17 protein-coding genes and 1 pseudogene are annotated in these 20378 nt (G+C 72.6%); 11 read left to right on the plus strand and 7 right to left on the minus strand.

Annotation, left to right across the window (positions count from 1 at the left end; all coding sequences use genetic code 11):
* Positions 1-30: 30 nt before the first annotated feature.
* Positions 31-957: an NAD(P)/FAD-dependent oxidoreductase gene (locus ACWDEN_RS14415; RefSeq protein WP_450859358.1), complete on the minus strand. Its 927-nt coding sequence runs from the start codon at positions 955-957 to the stop codon at positions 31-33.
* 101 nt (positions 958-1058) lie between these two features.
* Here ACWDEN_RS14415 and ACWDEN_RS14420 point away from each other — a divergent pair, with 101 nt between their 5' ends.
* Both ACWDEN_RS14420 and ACWDEN_RS14425 read left to right on the plus strand, forming a co-directional pair.
* The gene (locus ACWDEN_RS14420) at positions 1059-2090 is read left to right on the plus strand and encodes an oxidoreductase (RefSeq protein ID WP_450859134.1); all 1032 of its coding nucleotides are present in this window, start codon (positions 1059-1061) and stop codon (positions 2088-2090) included.
* Positions 2091-2548: 458 nt separating this feature from the next.
* Complete coding sequence (locus ACWDEN_RS14425; RefSeq protein ID WP_450859136.1) at positions 2549-4189, plus strand: ABC-F family ATP-binding cassette domain-containing protein; 1641 nt, start codon at positions 2549-2551, stop codon at positions 4187-4189.
* Positions 4190-4268: 79 nt separating this feature from the next.
* Here the strand turns inward: ACWDEN_RS14425 and ACWDEN_RS14430 are convergent, their stop codons facing one another.
* Both ACWDEN_RS14430 and ACWDEN_RS14435 read right to left on the minus strand, forming a co-directional pair.
* Positions 4269-4838, minus strand: coding sequence for a DinB family protein (locus ACWDEN_RS14430; RefSeq protein WP_351623357.1), 570 nt, complete (start codon positions 4836-4838; stop codon positions 4269-4271).
* 125 nt (positions 4839-4963) lie between these two features.
* Entirely contained in the window at positions 4964-7363 is a 2400-nt protein-coding gene (locus ACWDEN_RS14435) for a Tex family protein (protein ID WP_450859139.1), read from the minus strand.
* Between the two features lie 230 nt (positions 7364-7593).
* Here ACWDEN_RS14435 and ACWDEN_RS14440 point away from each other — a divergent pair, with 230 nt between their 5' ends.
* Entirely contained in the window at positions 7594-8586 is a 993-nt protein-coding gene (locus ACWDEN_RS14440) for a GlxA family transcriptional regulator (RefSeq protein WP_450859141.1), read from the plus strand.
* Positions 8587-8660: 74 nt separating this feature from the next.
* Positions 8661-9296 carry a DJ-1/PfpI family protein gene (locus tag ACWDEN_RS14445; RefSeq protein ID WP_450859143.1) on the plus strand — a complete coding sequence of 212 codons (636 nt, stop codon included), beginning with the start codon at positions 8661-8663 and terminating at the stop codon, positions 9294-9296.
* Here the strand turns inward: ACWDEN_RS14445 and ACWDEN_RS14450 are convergent.
* Entirely contained in the window at positions 9283-10038 is a 756-nt protein-coding gene (locus ACWDEN_RS14450) for an enoyl-CoA hydratase/isomerase family protein (protein ID WP_450859145.1), read from the minus strand. The two genes, ACWDEN_RS14445 and ACWDEN_RS14450, sit on opposite strands and share 14 nt — an antisense overlap.
* A 128-nt stretch (positions 10039-10166) precedes the next feature.
* Here ACWDEN_RS14450 and ACWDEN_RS14455 point away from each other — a divergent pair.
* Together ACWDEN_RS14455 and ACWDEN_RS14460 are read left to right on the plus strand one after the other, a co-directional pair.
* Positions 10167-10765 (plus strand): annotated as a pseudogene (locus ACWDEN_RS14455) (HdeD family acid-resistance protein).
* A 176-nt stretch (positions 10766-10941) separates the two neighbouring features.
* Positions 10942-11436 (plus strand): ATP-binding protein, encoded by a 495-nt coding sequence (locus tag ACWDEN_RS14460; protein WP_351611747.1) that lies wholly within the window; start codon positions 10942-10944, stop codon positions 11434-11436.
* Positions 11437-11823: 387 nt separating this feature from the next.
* Here the strand turns inward: ACWDEN_RS14460 and idi are convergent, their stop codons facing one another.
* The 3 genes from idi to galE all read right to left on the minus strand — a co-directional run bounded on the left by idi (position 11824) and on the right by galE (position 14771).
* Positions 11824-12417: an isopentenyl-diphosphate Delta-isomerase gene (gene idi, locus ACWDEN_RS14465; protein WP_351611717.1), complete on the minus strand. Its 594-nt coding sequence runs from the start codon at positions 12415-12417 to the stop codon at positions 11824-11826.
* Positions 12418-12596: 179 nt separating this feature from the next.
* Positions 12597-13538 (minus strand): cation diffusion facilitator family transporter, encoded by a 942-nt coding sequence (locus ACWDEN_RS14470; RefSeq protein ID WP_450859146.1) that lies wholly within the window; start codon positions 13536-13538, stop codon positions 12597-12599.
* A 261-nt stretch (positions 13539-13799) separates the two neighbouring features.
* On the minus strand, positions 13800-14771 hold the full coding sequence (galE, locus tag ACWDEN_RS14475) for a UDP-glucose 4-epimerase GalE (protein WP_450859148.1): 972 nt from the start codon (positions 14769-14771) through the stop codon (positions 13800-13802).
* A gap of 358 nt (positions 14772-15129) precedes the next feature.
* Between galE and ACWDEN_RS14480 the strand changes: the two genes are divergently transcribed.
* Genes ACWDEN_RS14480 through ACWDEN_RS14500 form a run of 5 tightly spaced genes read left to right on the plus strand, consistent with a single transcriptional unit; the run spans position 15130 to position 20371 of the window.
* Complete coding sequence (locus ACWDEN_RS14480; protein ID WP_450859150.1) at positions 15130-16935, plus strand: DUF5941 domain-containing protein; 1806 nt, start codon at positions 15130-15132, stop codon at positions 16933-16935.
* Positions 16932-17684: a phosphocholine cytidylyltransferase family protein gene (locus ACWDEN_RS14485; RefSeq protein ID WP_450859152.1), complete on the plus strand. Its 753-nt coding sequence runs from the start codon at positions 16932-16934 to the stop codon at positions 17682-17684. Before ACWDEN_RS14480 ends, ACWDEN_RS14485 begins: the two co-directional genes overlap by 4 nt.
* The gene (locus tag ACWDEN_RS14490; RefSeq protein ID WP_351611703.1) at positions 17672-18733 is read left to right on the plus strand and encodes an iron-containing alcohol dehydrogenase family protein; all 1062 of its coding nucleotides are present in this window, start codon (positions 17672-17674) and stop codon (positions 18731-18733) included. Before ACWDEN_RS14485 ends, ACWDEN_RS14490 begins: the two co-directional genes overlap by 13 nt.
* Positions 18711-19490, plus strand: coding sequence for a CDP-alcohol phosphatidyltransferase family protein (locus ACWDEN_RS14495; RefSeq protein ID WP_450859154.1), 780 nt, complete (start codon positions 18711-18713; stop codon positions 19488-19490). The genes ACWDEN_RS14490 and ACWDEN_RS14495 overlap by 23 nt, the downstream gene beginning before the upstream one ends.
* An 8-nt stretch (positions 19491-19498) precedes the next feature.
* Entirely contained in the window at positions 19499-20371 is an 873-nt protein-coding gene (locus tag ACWDEN_RS14500) for a glycosyltransferase family 2 protein (protein ID WP_351611744.1), read from the plus strand.
* The last annotated feature ends 7 nt before the right edge of the window (positions 20372-20378 follow it).

The raw sequence follows: 20378 nt of genomic DNA on the forward strand, positions 1-20378 counted from the left end.
GCTCGGGGGGCGCGGGGCCGCGGGCACCTTTCAGGCGGCCGGGAACGCCAGCCCGGCCGCCTCCCGTGCGCACCCCCACGCCACCGTGATCCCGGCCCCGCCGTGGCCGTAGTTGTGCACCAGCACACGGCCGTCCGGCAGCGGCTGCCGTTCCAGTCGTACCGCGTGCCTGGCCGGCCGCAGCCCCACCCGGTGGTCCAAAATCCGCGCCCGCGCGATCTCCGGGCGGACCGCCGCGCACCGGGCCACGATCGCCGCGGCGGTGGCCGGGTCCGGCTCCAGGGACCAGTCGTCCTCCTCCGCCGTACCGCCGAGCAGCAGCCCGCCCGGCTGCGGGATGAAGTACGTGGAGGTCTCGCAGGAGTGGTCGGAGGAATGGTCGACGGAGGTGAACCAGGTCGTGATCCCCGGGTTCTCCACGACCACCAGCTGCCCGCGCACGGGACGCACCGCCGGGTCCGGCACCAGCGAACGCGCGCCCAGCCCCGTGCAGTTGACCACGACCGGTGCGGGCACCCCCGCGAGGTCGGTCACCTCGCGCGCCTCGACCACGCCTCCCGCCTTCGCGAGCCGCTCCCGCAGCCACGCCAGATGCACCGGCATGTCGATCACCGGAAGCCGCGCCGCGAGACCGTCGGCCACCGCCCGCAGTCCCGCCACCCGGCCCGCCCAGGTGCCCAGTTCGTCCAGCCGGGTCCCCCGGTGTACGCCGTCGACCAGGCGTACGCCCGTTTCGTCCGGCCGGTCCGCCAACCCCTCGTACACGGCGAGGGAGGCAAGCGCCCATGTGCCGACCAGCGGCCCGGGTTCGATGCGGTACGGCCACCACAGGCCGCCCGCGACCGCCGAGGTCGTACGCTCGGCGGGCTCCCGCGCCCACACCCGTACCCGGCGCCCGGACTCCGCCATGACCACGGCCGTCGTCAGCCCGGTGACCCCGCTCCCGACCACGATCACTTCGTCACTCGGCTCGCTGTCCACGCCAGGACGATAGGCCCTGTCCGCACGACTCTGTCATGCCGCGCTCACATCCGTGCCGGTGTGGGGATACTCACACTATGTCTGCCGCATACGCGACCTTCGACCTGGCACCGGCGATCCGCGCCGGCGGTGTGCTCGCCGACGGCGGCTACCAGGTCCACCGCGACTTCGTGGACTTCGTCGTGGACGGCCGTCCGCTGCTGTTCCGGCTGTCCGACCTGGACGCCGTCTCCCCGCTCGCCTCGGACGTCCCGCCCGCCATCTTCACCGCGCAGGTGCGCGCACTGCTCCTGGAGGCCGAACCGCCGCTCCCCGACGGCCGGTTCGTCATCTACGGCTGTCCCGAGTGCGCGGACCTGGGCTGCGGGGCGGTCACCGCCGTCATCGAGCGCGACGGCGAGGACTACATCTGGCGGGACTTCGCCTGGCAGACCGACGAGCACGCCGATCTCGAACTGAACGGATACCACGGCATAGGGCCGTTCCGCTTCCACGGCGCCGAGTACCGCGCCGCACTCGGCGCCCTGATGGAGGGCTCCGCCGCGCCGCGCCGGCGCGTGCTGCTCATCGGTGCCCGGGTCGCGGTCCTGGCCAAGCTGGCCGCCGCGCTGCGCACCATCGGCATCGGCGCCGACATCACCCAGGACGCCCGGGCCGTCCCCGCCGAGGAACTGCGCGGTTACGGCGCGGTCGCCTTCGGCCGCGCCGTCGGCGAGGAGGATCGAGCCGCCGTGATGGAGGCCTTCGAGCGCGCCGGGGTCGACATCGCCCGGGTGGACGGCCTGGCCCCGATCGTGCCCCTGCTGGTCGCCCAGATCGAGCACGCCCTCGACCGCGGCCCGCTCCCGCAGCGCCGGCTCGTGGGGCTGGCCGTCGCCGACGGCACCGCGGACGTCGAGGTGACCTCGGCCTGCCGGGTACGGCTCACCGCCTACCGCATCGACCGGCTCTACCGCACCCACACCCGCGAGGTGTTCGACGGCGTCCTGGAACCCGGCCGGCACCGCATCCCGCTGGACCCGAAGGCGGTCAAGGGGGAGTCGTACGTGGTCGCCCGCACGACGGGAGGCGTCCTCACGGCACCGGTCACGGGCGGCAGACGGGGTTGAGGTGTGAGGGCGGGCCCAGGGGAGGCGGGGGTCGTGCGTTGCGGGGGCGGGGTATCGGGAGGCGGGGTGAGGTGTGAGGGCTGGCGCACCGGGGACCTGGGGCCGTGAGACGCGGGGGCGGGTCACGGGGGAAATCGGGGTCGTGCGTTGCGGGGGTGGGCCCTGGGGAAGCGGGGCTGGGGTGTGAGCCGGGCCCACGGGGACATGGGGGCAGGAGGTGCGGGGGCGGGTGCGGGAAACGGGGCCGTCGGACGCGGGGCAGGTCACGGGAAACGGGGGCCGTGAGACGCGGGGCAGGTCACGGGGAAACGGGGACCGGGATGCGGGCCGGGCCACCGGTACACGCGACTGAGCCGTGACGGCAGGCCCACTCGGAAGCCGGGCTGAGACGCGATGGCGAGCCCACCCGGAAACCGGGCTGAGACGCGGGTGTCCGGCCCATTAGGATCGGCGTCCTGATGACTGCCACCCTCGTCGCCAAGAACCTCGCCGCCGGGCACGGCGACCGTTCCCTCTTCTCCGGGCTGGACCTCGTCGTCGCGCCCGGCGATGTGATCGGTCTCGTCGGTGCCAACGGCGCGGGCAAGTCCACCCTGCTGAAGCTGCTCGCCGGACTCACCCCGCCCGAACAGGGCGAACTGCGGCTGTCCCCGCCGGCCGCGACCGTCGGGCATCTGCCGCAGGAGCCGGAGCGCAGGCCGGGGGAGACCGTCCGGGAGTTCCTGGCCCGTCGTACGGGGGTCACGGAGGCCCAGCGTGTCATGGACGAGGCCACTCAGGCACTCGTGGACGGGGCACCCGGCGCCGACGACGCCTACGCGACCGCCCTGGAGCGCTGGCTCGGCCTCGGCGGCGCCGACCTGGAGGAGCGCGCGGAGGAAATCGCCGACTCGCTCGGCCTCGCCGTGGACCTGGACCAGCCGATGACCGCGCTGTCCGGCGGCCAGGCGGCCCGCGCCGGACTCGCCTCGCTCCTGCTGTCCCGCTACGACGTCTTCCTCCTGGACGAGCCCACCAACGACCTCGACCTCGACGGCCTGGAGCGCCTGGAACGCTTCGTCACCGGCCTGCGCGCCGGCACGGTCGTCGTCAGCCACGACCGCGAGTTCCTCACCCGCACCGTCACCAAGGTCCTGGAACTCGACCTGGCCCAGCGGCAGATCAACCTCTACGGCGGCGGCTACGACGCCTACCTGGAGGAGCGCGAGGTGTCCCGCCGGCACGCGCGCGAGGACTACGAGGAGTACGCCGACAAGAGGGCCGCCCTCCAGGAGCGCGCGCAGATCCAGCGGGCCTGGATGGACAAGGGTGTGAAGAACGCCCGGCGCAAGGCCGGCAACGACAACGACAAGATCGGCCGCAAGTTCCGCAGCGAGGCCAGCGAGAAGCAGGCCGCCAAGGCGCGGCAGACCCAGCGCATGATCGAGCGCCTGGAGACGGTCGAGGAGCCGCGCAAGGAGTGGGACCTGCGCATGGAGATCGCCGCCGCCCCGCGCTCCGGAGCGGTCGTGGCGACCCTGCGGGACGCCGAGGTCCGGCGCGGCGACTTCACCTTCGGGCCGGTGTCCCTGCAGATCGACTGGGCGGACCGGGTCGCCGTCACCGGGGCCAACGGCGCCGGCAAGTCCACCCTGCTGGGCGCGCTGCTCGGCCGTGTCCCGCTCGACTCGGGGCACGCGGCGCTCGGTTCGGGCGTCCTGGTCGGCGAGGTCGACCAGGCCCGGAAGCTCTTCCACGGCCCCGAGACCCTGCTGGACGCCTTCTGCGCGGCCGTCCCCGACACCGAGCCGGTCGAGGTCCGCACCCTGCTCGCCAAGTTCGGCCTGAAGTCCGAACACGTCCTGCGCCCGGCCGCGACCCTCTCCCCGGGCGAACGCACCCGCGCCGCCCTCGCGTTGCTCCAGGGCCGGGGAGTGAACCTCCTCGTCCTGGACGAGCCGACGAACCACCTCGACCTGCCCGCCATCGAACAGCTGGAGTCCGCCCTCGACTCCTACGAGGGCACCCTGCTCCTGGTCACCCACGACCGGCGCATGCTGGACGCGGTCCGGGTGACCCGGCGGCTGGAGGTGGCGGACGGGAAGGTGACGGAGCGGTAGCTTTCGGCTGGGGGTGCCGCGATCTGCCGTTCATCCTCCGCGGGCGCGCCGTGGCTGGTCGTATGGTTCCCCGCGCCGCTCAGGGCGCTGCTGCTGCGGCCTCTCTCGCCGCTCGCTCGACCCGGCCGACGTGCTCGGGGTCGTGGGGCGCCACGTTGAGACCGTCCGGCCGTTGCCCCGCAGCTCCGTCGATCAGCTCCCGCACGATGTCGGCGTGTCCGGCGTGCCGCTGGGTCTCGGCGACCATGTGGGTCAGGATCCGGTGCAGGGTCGTCTCACCCGGTGCGCCCGGCACCCGGCCGAGCGCGTCCAGGGGGAGTGCCGCGATGGTCTCGTCCGAGTGGGCGCAGGCCCGCCGGTACAGGCCGACGATGTCCTCCCGGGTCTCGTCGGCCCGCGCCCACAGGTCCGCGTCCGGCTCCGCGTCACCGGTGAACCACAGGGGCGTACCGGCGAAGGGCCGGCCGAAGGCCGCGCCGAAGTACAGCGCCTCGGCGCCGGCGAGGTGCTTGACCAGGCCCAGCAGGTTCGTGCCGGTGGGCGTCAGGGGGCGCCGGATGTCGTACTCCGGCAGGCCGTCCAGCTTCCACAGCAGTACGTCGCGGGCGTCCTGGAGGTAGACCCGCAGGTCGTCCTTGGGATCCGTCATGGGCCCAGTCTGCCGACCGGGTGATCACGGTCCACCGAATTCCAGGTACTGGACGAAGGCGCCCTCCGCAGGGAGGGCGCCTTGTCGGCCGACCGAGACCGAAGGGATGCGGCTGGAGCCCCGGGTCAGCGCTTCTTGGGGTCCAGCAGGCCCGCCCGGCGCAGCGCGTCCGCCATCGCGCTGTTGGCGGGCGGCGGGGTCGGGCGGCCGCCCCGGTCGCCGCCCCGGTCTCCGCCGCGGCCCTCGCGCCGGCCCTGGCCGCCGGCCTGCCGCTGCTGGGGCGGCCGGGCGCCGCCGCCACGCTGCTGCCGGCCGCCGCCCTGTCCCTGCGGCACGGCCTCGTCGTCCAGGCGCAGGGTCAGCGCGATCCGCTTGCGCGGGATGTCCACGTCGAGGACCTTCACCTTGACGATGTCACCGGGCTTGGCGACATCCCGCGGGTCCTTGACGAACGTCTTGGACATGGCCGAGACGTGCACCAGGCCGTCCTGGTGGACACCGACGTCCACGAACGCGCCGAACGCGGCCACGTTCGTCACCACGCCCTCCAGGACCATGCCGGCGGACAGGTCGGAGATCTTCTCCACGCCCTCCTTGAAAGTGGCCGTCTTGAAGGCGGGACGCGGGTCGCGGCCCGGCTTCTCCAGCTCCTTCAGGATGTCCGTCACGGTCGGCAGACCGAACGTGTCGTCCACGAAGTCGGCGGGCCGCAGCGAGCGCAGCACACCGGTGTTGCCGACGAGGGAGGCGACCTCCTGGCCCGTGGTCTTCACCATGCGGCGGACCACCGGGTAGGCCTCGGGGTGCACGCTGGACGCGTCCAGCGGGTCGTCGCCCCCGCGGATGCGCAGGAAGCCCGCGCACTGCTCGTACGCCTTCGGGCCGAGCCGCGCCACCTTCTTCAGCTCGGAGCGGGACGTGAACGGGCCGTTAGCGTCCCGGTGCGCCACGATGTTCTCGGCGAGACCGGAGGAGATGCCCGACACCCGCGAGAGCAGCGGCACGGACGCGGTGTTGACGTCCACGCCGACGCCGTTCACACAGTCCTCCACCACGGCGTCCAGCGAGCGGGAGAGCTTCACCTCGGACAGGTCGTGCTGGTACTGGCCGACGCCGATCGACTTCGGGTCGATCTTCACCAGTTCGGCCAGCGGGTCCTGCAGCCGCCGGGCGATGGAGACCGCGCCGCGCAGCGACACGTCCATGTCCGGCAGTTCCTGCGAGGCGTACTGCGAGGCCGAGTACACCGACGCGCCCGCCTCGGACACCATCACCTTGGTGAGCTTCAACTCCGGGTGCTTGGTGATCAGTTCACCGGCGAGCTTGTCGGTCTCGCGGGAGGCCGTGCCGTTGCCGATCGCGATCAGCTCGACCGCGTGCTCCTTCGCGAGCCGGGCCAGCCTGGCGAGGGCCTCGTCCCACTTGTTGGCCGGGACGTGCGGATAGATCACGTCCGTGGCGACGACCTTGCCGGTCGCGTCGACCACGGCGACCTTCACGCCCGTACGGAAACCGGGGTCCAGGCCCAGCGTCGCGCGCGTGCCGGCCGGGGCGGCCAGCAGCAGGTCGCGCAGGTTCGCCGCGAAGACGTTCACCGCCTCGTCCTCCGCGGCCGTGCGCAGCCGCAGCCGCAGGTCGATGCCGAGGTGGACGAGGATGCGGGTGCGCCAGGCCCAGCGGACCGTGTCCGTCAGCCACTTGTCGGCGGGTCGGCCACGGTCGGCGATCGCGAACCGGTGCGCGACGATGCCCTCGTACGACGATGGACCCTCCGTCGGCTCCTCCGGCTCCAGGACGAGGTCGAGGACCTCCTCCTTCTCGCCGCGCAGCATCGCGAGGATGCGGTGCGAGGGCAGCTCGGTGAACGGCTCGGCGAAGTCGAAGTAGTCGGCGAACTTGGCGCCCGCCTCCTCCTTGCCCTCCCGCACCTTCGCGGCCAGCCGCCCGCGCACCCACATGCGCTCGCGCAGCTCGCCGATCAGGTCGGCGTCCTCCGAGAACCGCTCGGTGAGGATCGCCCGCGCCCCGTCCAGCGCGGCCTGCGGGTCGGCGACGCCCTTGTCGGCGTCCACGAACGCGGCGGCGGCCGCCAGCGGCTCCACCGCCGGGTCGCTCAGCAGGCCCTCCGCCAGCGGCTCCAGACCGGCCTCGCGCGCGATCTGCGCCTTGGTGCGCCGCTTGGGCTTGTACGGGAGGTAGATGTCCTCCAGCCGCGCCTTGGTCTCGGCGCCGCGGATGCGGGCCTCCAGCTCCTCGGTGAGCTTGCCCTGCTCGCGCACCGACTCCAGGATCGCGGTCCGCCGCTCCTCCAGCTCCCGCAGATAGCGCAGCCGCTCCTCGATCGTGCGCAGCTGCGCATCGTCGAGCATCTCGGTCGCTTCCTTGCGGTAGCGGGCGATGAAGGGCACCGTCGAACCGCCGTCGAGCAGTTCCACCGCGGCCTTCACCTGCCGCTCCCGTACGCCGAGTTCCTCGGCGATCCTGCCTTCGATGGATCCTGCTTCGATGGACCCGGGTGTCGTCACGATCCCGTACCGCCTTCTCCACTGAGGTTGCGCGGCAATTGTGGCAGGTGACACCGACAACCGGGGATCAGGGCGGCCCCTCGGCGGGCCGCCGGGCCGTTTCTCCGGCCCGGCTTTTGCCTGCGGCGGACTCCGGGCATCGCACCGGCGGGCCCTCATGTGCGAGCATGGCAGAAAAGGTGGGAAACGCGTCATTGCGGCCATCGGCCCGTCAGCGAAGAATCGGAGACATGCCGCAGCGCACGCTCCTCTTCGTCCTCTTCGACGGCGTCCAGAGCCTCGACGTCACCGGGCCGCTCGAGGTGTTCGCGGGCGCCGAGAAGCACACGCCGGGCACGTATCGGATCCGTACGGCCACCCTGGACGGCGGCCCGGTGCGCACGTCCAGCGGCCTGACCCTCGTACCGGACGAGGCGCTCACCGCCGCCGACCCGCACACCCTGCTGGTGCCGGGCGGCGAGGGCACGCGCCACCCCGACCCCCGGCTGGTCGACTGGCTGCGCGCCCGCGGACCGCGCGTCCCGCGTCTGGTCTCGGTGTGCACGGGCGCCATCCTGGTCGCCGCCGCCGGTCTCCTGGACGGGCGACGGGCGACGACCCACTGGGCCTACTGCGACAAGCTCGCCCGCGACCACCCGGCGGTCGCCGTGGACCCGGAGCCCATCTTCGTCCGGGACGGGCGCGTCGCCACGTCGGCCGGGGTGACCTCAGGCATCGACCTGGCCCTCGCCCTGGTCGAGGAGGACCTGGACCGGGACGTCGCGCTCGCCGTCGCCCGGCACCTGGTCGTCTTCCTGCGCCGGCCCGGCAACCAGGCGCAGTTCAGCGCCCAGCTCGCCGCGCAGACCGCGCAGCGCGCTCCGCTGCGCGAGGTCCAGCGCTGGATCACCGAGCACCCGGCGGGTGACCTGACCGTCGAGGCGCTCGCCGCCCGGGCCCGGCTGTCACCGCGCCACTTCGCGCGCGCCTTCCGGGAGGAGACCGGCATGACCCCCGGCCGCTACGTCGACAGGGTCCGCCTGGAACACGCCCGTCGCCTGCTGGAGGACACCCCCGACAACATCGAGGAGGTCGCCCGTGCCAGCGGCTACGGCACCCCCGAGGCCATGCGCCGCGCCTTCGTCAAGACCCTCGGCACGGCCCCGGCCGAGTACCGCCGCCGCTTCCGCCCGGCCATCGCCGACGGACGCCCGCATCGGCCCCTGCCCGCCCAGGTGGGCTGAGCGGGCGCGAACGGCTGTGCGGAAACCGCTGAACCCCGTCACGCAACGCCGCTGCGACCACCGAAGGGACCACCATGCAGATCGCCATCGTCGTCTACGACCGGTTCACCGCCCTCGACGCCGTCGGCCCGTACGAGATCCTCTCCCGCCTCCCCGGGGCCGAGACCGTGTTCGTCGCCGAGCGCACCGGCCCCGTCCGCACCGACACCCGTGCGCTCGGGGTCGTCGCCGACCGCTCGCTGGCCGAGGTCACGCGGCCGGACCTCGTGGTCGTCCCGGGCGGCCCGGGGCAGAGCGACCTGATGGAGCACCGGCCCCTGCTGGACTGGCTGCGCGATGCCGACGCGACCAGCACCTGGACCACCTCGGTGTGCACGGGCTCGCTGCTGCTGGCCGCCGCAGGCCTCCTGGACGGCCGGCGCGCGACCTCGCACTGGCTGGCGCTCGACCAGCTGAAGCGGTTCGGCGCCGAACCGGCCGAGGAGCGGGTGGTGGCAGACGGAAAGTACGTCACCGCGGCCGGTGTCTCCGCCGGCATCGACATGGCCCTCACCCTGGCCGGCCGCATCGCCGGCGACGAACACGCCCAGGCCCTCCAGCTCGCCACGGAGTACGACCCGCAGCCGCCCTACGCCGCCGGCTCCCCGCGCAAGGCACCCGCCCGTCTCGTCGAGCAGTTGCGGGCGCGGAGCCGTTTCATCCTGACGTAGACACGCTCCAGCCGAAGCGCGGCTGCCGGCGCTCCAGGAACGCGGCGACCCCTTCCGCGGTGTCGGGGTTGCCGCGGGCCGCCCGCGCCCAGTGGGCGTCCCGGTCGGTACGGCCGCCCGCGAACTCCTTCGCGGCGGCCTGGGTGAGCTGCGAACGGGAGACCAGTACCCGGGCCAACTCCGCGACCCGCTTGTCCAGTTCACCCTCCGGCAGCACCTCGTCCACCAGCCCGGTGGTCAGCGCCCGGCCGGTGTCGATCAACTCGGCCGTGAACAACAGGTACTTGGCGGTGGCCGGCCCCACCAGCGAGACCAGGCGGCGGGTCGAGGAGGCCGGATACACGATGCCGAGCCGCGCCGGAGTCACCCCGAACAGCGTGCCCTCCTCCGCCAGGCGGAGATCGCAGGCCGCGGCGAGCTGTGCCCCGCCGCCCACACAGTGCCCGCGCACGGCTGCCACGGTCGGCTTGGGGAACGCGGCGAGCGCCTCCTCGGCCGCCACGGCGAGTCCCTGTGCCTCCTCCGGGGAGCCCTGCAGCGTGCTGATGTCCGCGCCCGCGCAGAAGGTGCCGCCCTCACCCGTGAGCACCAGCGCCCGTACGCCGGGGTCGCGCGCCAGCTCGTCCAGCAGCGGCGGGAGGGTCCGCCACATCCCGGCGGTCATGGCGTTGCGCTTGGCCGGATTCTGGATGACGACGGTGGCGACAGCGCCTTCGATGCGGTGCGACAGCTGGGGCTCCATGCGCGGATCGTATCGGGGGGTCCGACGCGTGCGGAGGTGCGGGAAGGCCCACGCGCGCGTTAGGAAACCTCGCCAATGGGGACAAAAGGGGAGGGGGGTGGTGCACGGCGTGGACCGAGGAGGCGGCGATGGCCAGGGCCGGCACACGCAGAGACAGCGCGACGAAACTCCACCGCGGCTTCAGCTGGCTCACCGCACTGGGTGTGCTCCTCGTGCTCGCCGGCATCGTCGGACTCGTCTACACCGCGGCCGCCACGCTCACCTCGATGCTGCTGTTCGGCTGGCTGCTGCTGATCGGCGGGATCGTCGGTCTGCTGCACGCGATCCAGGCCCGCGGCACCAGCTTCTTCTGGCTCGGTGTCATCGTCGCCGCCCTGAACATCGCGGCCGGCGTCGTCGTCATCCGCCTGCCGCACGCCGCGGCCGCCGCGCTCACCATGTTCGCCGCGCTGCTGTTTCTCTCCGCGGGGATCTTCCGGCTGGTCGGCGGCCTGGTCGTGCGCGGACCGCAGCTGGGCTGGACCCTGCTCCTCGGCGCTTCGACCTGCTGCTCGGGATCCTGGTCCTCGGCTCCTGGCCGAGCAGCAGCCAGTACGTCATCGGCGCCTTCATCTCGCTCGCCCTGCTCTTCGACGGCCTCGGCCTCGTGGCCACCGGCTACGGTGGGCGCCGTGTCGTCGGTCTCGTCTCCGAACGGGGGCAGCCCAAACCCGTACGACCCGACTAGTTCGCGAACCGGCGTCCGGGACGACAGGAACAGTCCACACACGTGACCGTGTCATACGCACTCGGTCAGAAACCGTTCGATACTCGCTGACTTGTGTTCAGTCCTGTGGGCCGGAGCGGGTCGTTACCAACACTCGACGTGTGGTGACAATCGAGCGCGAGGGTGGCGACCGGACGATGGACAACCACGGGCGCGGCGACGGACCGTGCCCAGCGTGGGGCGCCGAGCGGCCGCCCGACCCACTGCCGTACGAAGGCGTCTGGCGGTTCACCGCCGCCGCGGTGGACGCCTCGGTCCCGCAGGCCCGGCACGCCGTACGGGACCTGCTGCTGCGCCAGGGCGTGCCGGTCTCCGACGAGCTGGTGTACGGCCTGCTGCTGATCGTCTCCGAGCTGGTCACCAACGCGGTACGGCACGCGGCGCTGCTGTCGCCCATGCTGGCCGTGGAGGTCGCCGTCGGGGCCGAGTGGGTGCGGGTGTCCGTGGAGGACAACCACCCCTACCGCCCGACCGCCCTGGAGGCCGACCACGGCCAGACCGGTGGGCGGGGCCTGCTGCTGGTCCGTGAGGTGGCGCGGGAGGCGGGCGGGACGGTCGACGTCGAGCACACCGCGAGCGGCGGCAAGGTCATCTGGGCCGCCCTCCCGCTCAAGCCCACGACGCTGCCCTAGCACGCCCGCGAGACGGCCGCGAGTGCCGCGGCCCCGAGGCCGACGAGGCTGCCGAACTCCATTCCCGTGACACTGCGTGGCCCCGAGCCCGGTGAGAGTGCCGTTGCCCCACGGGGTCGCGAGACTGCCGCGGCACTGCCGGGCCGCGAACCTGCGTCCCGCTGCAGATCCGCGAGACTGCCGTGGCCCCGTCGGCCGGCGGGACTACTGAACGGCAGGCCCGCCGACCAGATGTCGTGGCGCCGCTGACCCACTGACACCGTCGTGCCGCCGCTGACCCGCCGAAACCGTCGTAGCGCCGCAGACCCACCGACGAGATGGAGTAGTGCCGCAGGCCCGCCGACACCGCCTGGCGCCGCAGGCCCGCGGTGCTGCCGGGGGCGCCGGTCACCAGCCTGTGGACGGGCCCGTCAGCTCCCTGATCGCGGGGCGGGCGGCGTCCAGGACGGTCATGAACCAGGCCGAGAAGGGGTCGCGGGCGTGCCGCTCGGCCAGCTCGGCGGCCGTCACGAAGACCGTCTGGGCGACCTCCTCCGGATGCGGCGCGAGCGGTGCCTGAACCAGGCCGACGAACAGGTGGTTGTACTCCTGCTCGACCAGGCCCGAGGACGGGTCCGGGTGGTTGTAGCGGACCGTACCCGCCTCCGCCAGCAGCGACGGGGACACGCCGAGCTCCTCGTACGTGCGCCGGGCCGCGGCCGCGAACGGCGCCTCGCCCGGGTAGGGGTGGCCGCAGCAGGTGTTGGACCACACACCGGGGGAGTGGTACTTGCCGAGCGCCCGCTGCTGGAGCAGCAGCCGACCCTGTTCGTCGAAGAGGAACACCGAGAACGCGCGATGGAGCTGTCCCGGCGGCTGGTGGGCGGCGAGCTTCTCCGCCGTGCCGATCGTCACACCCTTCTCGTCGACCAGTTCCAGCAAAATCGCCTCTGCGGTGCCATTCGACGAGCTGTGCGTCGCGGTGGCAGGTGTGATCGGCATACCCATCCTTCGCCTCGGTCTTCGCACCCCAAGTCTGCCGTACGAATCCGGCACTCCCGGCACTTCCCCACACGTCCGCGCGCGGCGCGGCACCGGAAGGTGGACCCGGTAGATCATCGTGCCCGGTCAGGAGATCACGGAACCGTCCGGGCCGGGTGTCGAACGGTTGTGCGACCCCGTCAGTGGCACAGCCGTGCCTCGTGCTCCGCGTGCCCGCCCGGCTCCAGCTGGAAGGTGCAGTGCGCCACGTCGAAGTGGTCGCCGAGGCAGCCCTGCAGCTCGTGCAGCAGCTTCTCGTGGCCGCTGGCGCTGAGCACGTCCGAGCTGACCACCACATGCGCCGACAGCACCGGCATGCCCGAGGTGATCGTCCACGCGTGCAGGTCGTGTACGTCCTCCACGCCGTCCAGCGCCAGGATGTGCGCCCGCACCTCGGCCATGTCGACGCCCTTCGGAGCCGCCTCCAGCAGCACGTCCAGCGTCTCGCGCAGCAGTTTCAGGGTCCTCGGCACGATCATCACGGCGATGACCAGCGAGGCGACCGGGTCGGCGCCCTGCCAGCCGGTGGTCAGGATCACCGCCGCCGAGACCAGCACCGCGAACGAGCCCAGCGCGTCGGCGGCGACCTCCAGGAAGGCGCCGCGCACGTTCAGGCTCTCCTTCTGCCCGCGCATCAGCAGGGTCAGTGAGACCGAGTTCGCCACCAGGCCGATCAGACCGAACACGATCATCAGGCCGCCGCGGGTCTCCGCGGGCGTCATGAACCGCTCGATGGCCTCGTACAGGACGTAGCCGCCGACCCCGAGCAGCAGCACACAGTTGGCCAGGGCGGCGAGGATCTCGGCGCGGGCGTAACCGAAGGTGCGGTTGGTGCTCGGCGGGCGGTTGGCGAAGTGGATCGCGAGCAGCGCCATGACGAGGCCCACCGCGTCGGTCGCCATGTGCGCCGCGTCCGCGATCAGCGCCAGGGAGTCCGCGGTCAGGCCGCCGACGACCTCCACCACCATGATCGTGAGCGTGATGCCCAACGCGATCCGCAGCCGCCCCCGGTACGCTGCCGCGGCCGTACCCGTGGGTGGCGCGTGGCTGTGCGCGTGCCCGTGGTCGTGCCCTGCCCCCATGACATCCGCCCTTCCGTATCCGTTCGGCAGGCCCCAGTGAACTACGGGTGGGGGGTATAGGGCAACGCGGCATTGAACACCGTTGTCATGTGCCCTGACCTGCGGAAACGTTACGCAGGTCAGGGTGGGTGCGGCGCGGCCCCCGGCGCGGCCCGCAGGCTCGGCCCCCTGGATCAGGTGTATCGGCCAGGCGGCCCAGGTGTATCGGCCAGGCGGCTCAGGCGTACCGGCCAGGCGGCTCAGGCGTACCGGCCCGGCGGCTCAGTGCCCGTGGTGCAGCTGCCAGCCCTGCCAGGCCGACTCCACCATCTCGCGCACCCCGCGCCCGGCCCGCCAGCCCAGCTCCTCGGCGACCCGCTCGGCCGAGGCGACCGCGCGCGGCGCGTCCCCCGGGCGGCGCGGTTCCACCAGCGGCTCCCGGCGGTCGCCGCTGACCTCCCCGATGACCGTGATCAGCTCGCGCACCGAGACGCCCTCGCCCCGCCCGATGTTCAGCGTCAGGTCGCCGGACAGGGAGCCGTCGGCGAGCCGGTGCGCCGCGGCGAGGTGGGCCTCGGCGAGGTCGGACACATGGATGTAGTCGCGGATGCAGGTGCCGTCCGGCGTCGGATAGTCGTCACCGAAGATCCGCGGGGCCTCGTCGCGGGTGAGCCGGTCGAAGACCATCGGCACGATGTTGAACACGCCGGTGTCCGCGAGTTCCGGCGCCGCCGCACCCGCCACGTTGAAATAGCGCAGGCACACCGTGGAGATTCCGTGTGCCTTCCCGGCCGCCCGTACCAGCCACTCACCGGCCAGCTTGGTCTCGCCGTAGGGGTTCACCGGCGCACACGGGGTGTCCTCGGTGATCAGGTCCACGTCCGGGTTGCCGTACACCGCCGCCGAAGAGGAGAACACCAGCCGGCGGATGCCCGCCCCGGCGACCGCGTCCAGCAGCGTGGCCAGTCCGCCGACGTTCTCCCGGTAGTAGCGGGTGGGCTGCGCCACCGACTCGGCGACCTGCTTGCGTGCCGCGAGGTGCACGACGCCGGTCACGCCGTACTCCTGGAAGACCCGCTTCAGCCGGTCCCCGTCCAGCGTCGAGCCCTCGACCAGCGGGACGTCCGAGGGCAGCCGCGCGGGCACCGCCGCCGACAGGTCGTCCAGGGCCACGACCTTCTCTCCGGCGCCGGTCATGGCCCGTGCCACATGCGCCCCGATGTATCCGGCTCCGCCGGTGATCAGCCACGTCATGGTTGTTCAGCCTATGCGGGGCAGCGCTCGGGAGGCGATGCCGTGTGCCGGGTGCGGGTCGTGTGTGGCCGGTCGCGCCCACGCGGCGGTAGCCGCATGTCGTTTCGGCCCCGTGCCCCTTCCGGGCGCTTCGCCCGGTTCTGGGGCCGCCGGGTTTGTGGCCGGGCCCCCGATCCCCGATGATGATCGCGGCAAAGGCCGGGGCCGGCTCCGTGGGCCGGGCCGTGAACGGCCGGTGAACAGGGGCTCCCGCCCATCCGATAGCCTCTGCCGACATGCCGCCCGGGTGCCGCTGGCAGGGCGCCCCATCACGCACGAGACCGGTGCCACCGCGCCGGCGCCCAGGGAGTGAGTTCGGTTGCCGACCGCCATCGTCACCGGTCAGCCGGTCCCCGGATCGTCGCTCGAGAACGATCTGCGGTCGCTCGGCTTCGACGTCCGGATGGCAGCGGACGCCGCCGAGGCGGAGACCCTGCTCGCCGCCGCACCCGCCGAGGACCGGGTGGCCCTGGTCGACGCCCGCTTCGTCGGCCACCGGCACGCCCTGCGCCTCGGTCTGGGCGACCCGCGCTTCCCGCTCTCCGCGATCCCCGGCGCCGTCACCGCACAGCCGGAGGCCCGGCAGGCGCTGACCCGGGCCGTGGCCCGCGAGACCTCCGTCGGCGGCGGCATCGCGCTCGCCGTGGACAGCCTCGCCGAGTGCGTCGTCACCGCCCTCGACGCCGACAGCTGCGAGGTGCACCGGCCGGAGCTGGGCACTCTGGTCGCCGCGGTCCCCGCCGACCCGCAGGCCCGCAACGAGGCACGGCAGGCCGTCGCCGCCGTCGACGAGGAGGCCGTACGCCTGAAGTCGGCGGTGAAGTCCCGCGACGGCTTCGTCACCACGTTCTTCATCAGCCCCTACTCGCGCCACCTCGCCCGCTGGTGCGCCCGTCGCGGCCTGACCCCGAACCAGGTCACCACGGCCTCCCTGCTCACCGCCCTGATAGCCGCGGGCTGCGCGGCCACCGGCACCCGCGTCGGCTTCGTCGCGGCCGGCGTGCTGCTGATCGCCTCCTTCGTGCTGGACTGCACCGACGGCCAGCTCGCCCGCTACGCCCTGAAGTACTCCACGCTCGGTGCCTGGCTCGACGCCACCTTCGACCGGGCCAAGGAGTACGCCTACTACGCCGGCCTGGCGCTGGGAGCGGCCCGGGGCGACGGCCATGACGACGTGTGGGCCCTCGCCCTCGGCGCGATGGTCCTGCAGACCTGCCGGCATGTGGTCGACTTCTCCTTCAACGAGGCCAACCACGACGCCACCGCCAACACCAGCCCCACCGCCGCCCTCTCCGGCAGGCTCGACAGCGTCGGCTGGACGGTGTGGCTACGGCGGATGATCGTGCTGCCCATCGGCGAACGCTGGGCGCTGATCGCGGTCCTCACCGCGGCCACCACCCCGCGCATCACCTTCTACGCGCTGCTCGTCGGCTGCGCCTGCGCGGCGACCTACACCACGGCCGGACGCGTACTGCGCTCGCTGACCCGCAAGGCCCGGCGCACCGACCGGGCCGCCCGGGCGCTGGCGGACCTCACCGACTCCGGTCCGCTCGGCGATGCCGTACGGCGGGTGGTGAGGCGGGGTCTGCGCGGTCTCGCCGTGCCTGCGGTCGCGTTCCTGGGCGGCGCCGCGGTCGTCGCCTGCTCCGCCCTCACCGGCCCCGGCTCGCTCCTGCCGGTGCTCGGCGCCCTGCTCTACGTCCTCGCCTCGGCCCTCGCCGTCTCCCGCCCGCTCAAGGGCGCCCTCGACTGGCTGGTCCCGCCCTTCTTCCGGGCCGCCGAGTACGGCACCGTGCTCGCCCTGGCCGGTAAAGCAGCGGTAAACGGTGCCCTTCCTGCGGCTTTCGGCCTGGTGGCCGCCGTCGCCTACCATCACTACGACACGGTGTACCGCATCCGCGGCAACGCCGGCGCGCCCCCGGCCTGGCTGGTGCGTGCCATCGGGGGGCACGAAGGGCGGACGCTGTTCGTCACCGTCCTTGCCGCGCTCCTCACCGCCTCGCAGTTCACGGTCGCGCTCACGGTCCTCGCCGTGGCCGTTGCCCTCGTGGTGCTCGTCGAGAGCATCCGTTTCTGGGTCTCCGCAGGGGCCCCAGCCGTACACGATGAAGGAGAACCCGCATGATCGGCCTCGTGCTGGCAGCCGGCGCCGGACGGCGTCTGCGCCCCTACACCGACACCCTGCCCAAGGCGTTGGTGCCGGTGGGGCCCGCGGGCGTGGAGGGCGAGCCGACCGTGCTGGACCTCACCCTCGCCAACTTCGCCGAGGTCGGCCTGACCGAGGTCGCGATCATCGTTGGCTACCGCAAGGAGGCCGTGTACGAGCGCAAGGCGGCCCTGGAGCAGAAGTACGGCCTGAAGCTCACCCTCATCGACAACGACAAGGCCGAGGAGTGGAACAACGCCTACTCCCTGTGGTGCGGCCGGGACGCCCTCAAGGACGGCGTGATCCTCGCCAACGGCGACACCGTGCACCCGGTCTCCGTCGAGAAGACCCTGCTCGCCGCCCGTGGCGAAGGCAAGAAGATCATCCTCGCGCTGGACACCGTGAAGTCCCTCGCGGACGAGGAGATGAAGGTCGTCGTCGACCCCGAGAAGGGCATGACGAAGATCACCAAGCTGATGGATCCGGCCGAGGCCACCGGCGAGTACATCGGCGTCACGCTCATCGAGGGCGACGCCGCCCCCGAGCTGGCCGACGCGCTGAAGACGGTCTGGGAGGCCGACCCGCAGCAGTTCTACGAGCACGGGTACCAGGAGCTGGTCGACCGCGGCTTCCGGATCGACGTGGCGCCGATCGGTGACGTCCAGTGGGTCGAGATCGACAACCACGACGACCTCGCCAAGGGACGGGAGATCTCGTGCCGCTACTGACCCGGCTGATTCCCTCACCGGTCGTCGTGGACATCCGCCCGGGTGCCCTGGACGACCTGGCCGGCGTCCTCGCCGACGAGCGCATCGCGCAGTCCGGCCGGCTCGCCATCGCCGTCAGCGGCGGTTCCGGCGCCAAGCTGCGCGAGCGCATCGCCCCCTCGCTGCCGGGTGCCTCCTGGTACGAGGTCGGCGGCGGCACCCTCGACGACGCGATCCGGCTGGCCGGCGAGATGAAGTCCGGCCACTACGACGCGGTGGTCGGGCTCGGCGGCGGCAAGATCATCGACTGCGCCAAGTTCGCCTCGGCCCGCGTCGGCCTGCCCCTGGTCGCCGTGCCGACGAACCTCGCGCACGACGGCCTGTGCTCGCCGGTGGCGACGCTGGACAACGACGCCGGGCGCGGCTCCTACGGTGTGCCGAACCCGATCGCGGTCGTCATCGACCTGGACGTGATCCGCGAGGCACCGGCCCGCTTCGTCCGGGCCGGCATCGGCGACGCGATCTCCAACATCAACGCGGTCGCGGACTGGGAGCTGTCGAACCGGGTCAACGGCGAGAAGATCGACGGTCTCGCCGCGGCCATGGCCCGCCAGGCGGGCGAGGCGGTGCTGCGGCACCCCGGTGGCATCGGCGACAACGACTTCCTCCAGGTGCTCGCCGAGGCGCTGGTCCTCAGCGGTATCTCGATGTCCATCTCCGGCGACTCCCGGCCGTCCTCCGGCTCCTGCCACGAGATCAACCACGCCTTCGACCTGCTGTTCCCCAAGCGGGCGGCCGCCCACGGCGAGCAGTGCGGACTGGGCGCGGCCTTCGCGATGTACCTGCGCGGGGCGCACGAGGAGGCGGTCCACACGGCCGAGGTGCTGCGCCGGCACGGGCTGCCCGTGCTGCCGGAGGAGATCGGCTTCACCGTGGACGAGTTCGTGCGCGCGGTGGAGTTCGCCCCGGAGACCCGCCCCGGCCGCTACACGATCCTCGAACACCTCGACCTCAAGACGAACCAGATCAAGGACACCTACGCCGACTATGTCAAGGCCATCGGTAGCTGAACTCCGTCCGGTCGTCCACCCCGCGGGGGTGAAGGACCGGCGCAGCGGTGAGCACTGGATGGGACGCCTCTACATGCGCGAGGTGTCCCTGCGGGTCGACCGCTACCTGGTCAACACCAGGGTCACGCCCAACCAGCTCACGTACCTGATGACCGTCTTCGGCGTGCTCGCGGCCCCGGCACTCCTGGTGCCGGGGATCCCGGGCGCCGTGCTCGGCGTGGTGTGCGTCCAGATGTACCTGCTGCTGGACTGCGTCGACGGCGAGATCGCGCGCTGGAAGAAGCAGTACTCGCTGAACGGCGTCTACCTGGACCGGGTCGGCGCCTACCTGACCGACGCCGCGGTGCTCACCGGCTTCGGCCTGCGCGCCGCCGACCTGTGGGGAGGCGGCCGTATCGGCTGGCTGTGGGCCTTCCTCGGCACGCTGGCCGCCCTCGGCGCCATTCTCATCAAGGCCGAGACCGACCTGGTCGGCGTCGCCCGCCACCAGGCCGGCAAGCCGCCGGTCAAGGAGGCCGCCGCCGAGATGCGCTCCTCCGGCATGGCGCTGGCCCGCCGTGCCGCCGCCGCCCTGAAGTTCCACCGGCTGATCCTGGGCATCGAGGCGTCCCTGCTGATCCTGGTCCTGGCGATCGTCGACCAGGTGCGCGGCGACCTGTACTTCTCCCGGCTGGGTGTCGCGGTGCTGGCCGGCATCGCGCTGCTGCAGACCCTGCTGCACCTGGTGTCCATCCTCGCCTCCAGCAGGCTGAAGTGAGCGCGGCCATGCGGGTCGGCGCCGTCATCATCACCATGGGCAACCGGCCCGAGGAACTGCGGGCCCTGCTCGACTCGGTCGCCAAGCAGGACGGCGACCCCGTCGAGGTGGTCGTCGTCGGCAACGGCTCGCCGGTCCCGGACGTGCCCGAGGGCGTACGGACGATCGAGCTGCCGGAGAACCTGGGCATCCCCGGCGGCCGCAACGTCGGCATAGAGGCCTTCGGGCCCGGCGGCCGGGATGTCGACATATTGCTCTTCCTCGACGACGACGGTCTGCTCGCCCGCCACGACACCGCCCAGCTGTGCCGCGAGGCCTTCGAGGCCGACCCCGAGCTCGGCATCATCAGCTTCCGCATCGCCGACCCGGAGACCGGTCGGACCCAGCGCCGCCATGTGCCCCGGCTGCGCGCCTCCGACCCGATGCGCTCCTCCCGGGTCACCACCTTCCTCGGCGGCGCCAACGCCGTCCGCACCCGGGTCTTCGCCGAGGTCGGCGGCCTGCCGGACGAGTTCTTCTACGCCCATGAGGAGACCGACCTGGCCTGGCGGGCCCTCGATGCCGGCTGGATGATCGACTACCGGTCGGACATGGTGCTGTACCACCCGACGACCGCGCCCTCGCGGCACGCGGTCTACCACCGCATGGTCGCCCGCAACCGCGTCTGGCTGGCCCGGCGCAACCTCCCCGTTCTGCTGGTTCCCGTCTACCTCGGGGTCTGGCTGCTGCTCACCCTGCTGCGCCGCCCCTCCGGACCCGCCCTGAAGGCGTGGTTCGGCGGGTTCAAGGAGGGCTGGACCGCTCCGTGCGGTCCGCGCCGCCCGATGCGCTGGCGCACGGTGTGGCGGCTGACCCGGCTCGGCCGGCCTCCGGTGATCTGACCGACCC

The sequence above is a fragment of the Streptomyces sp. NPDC001153 genome, from assembly GCF_053598315.1.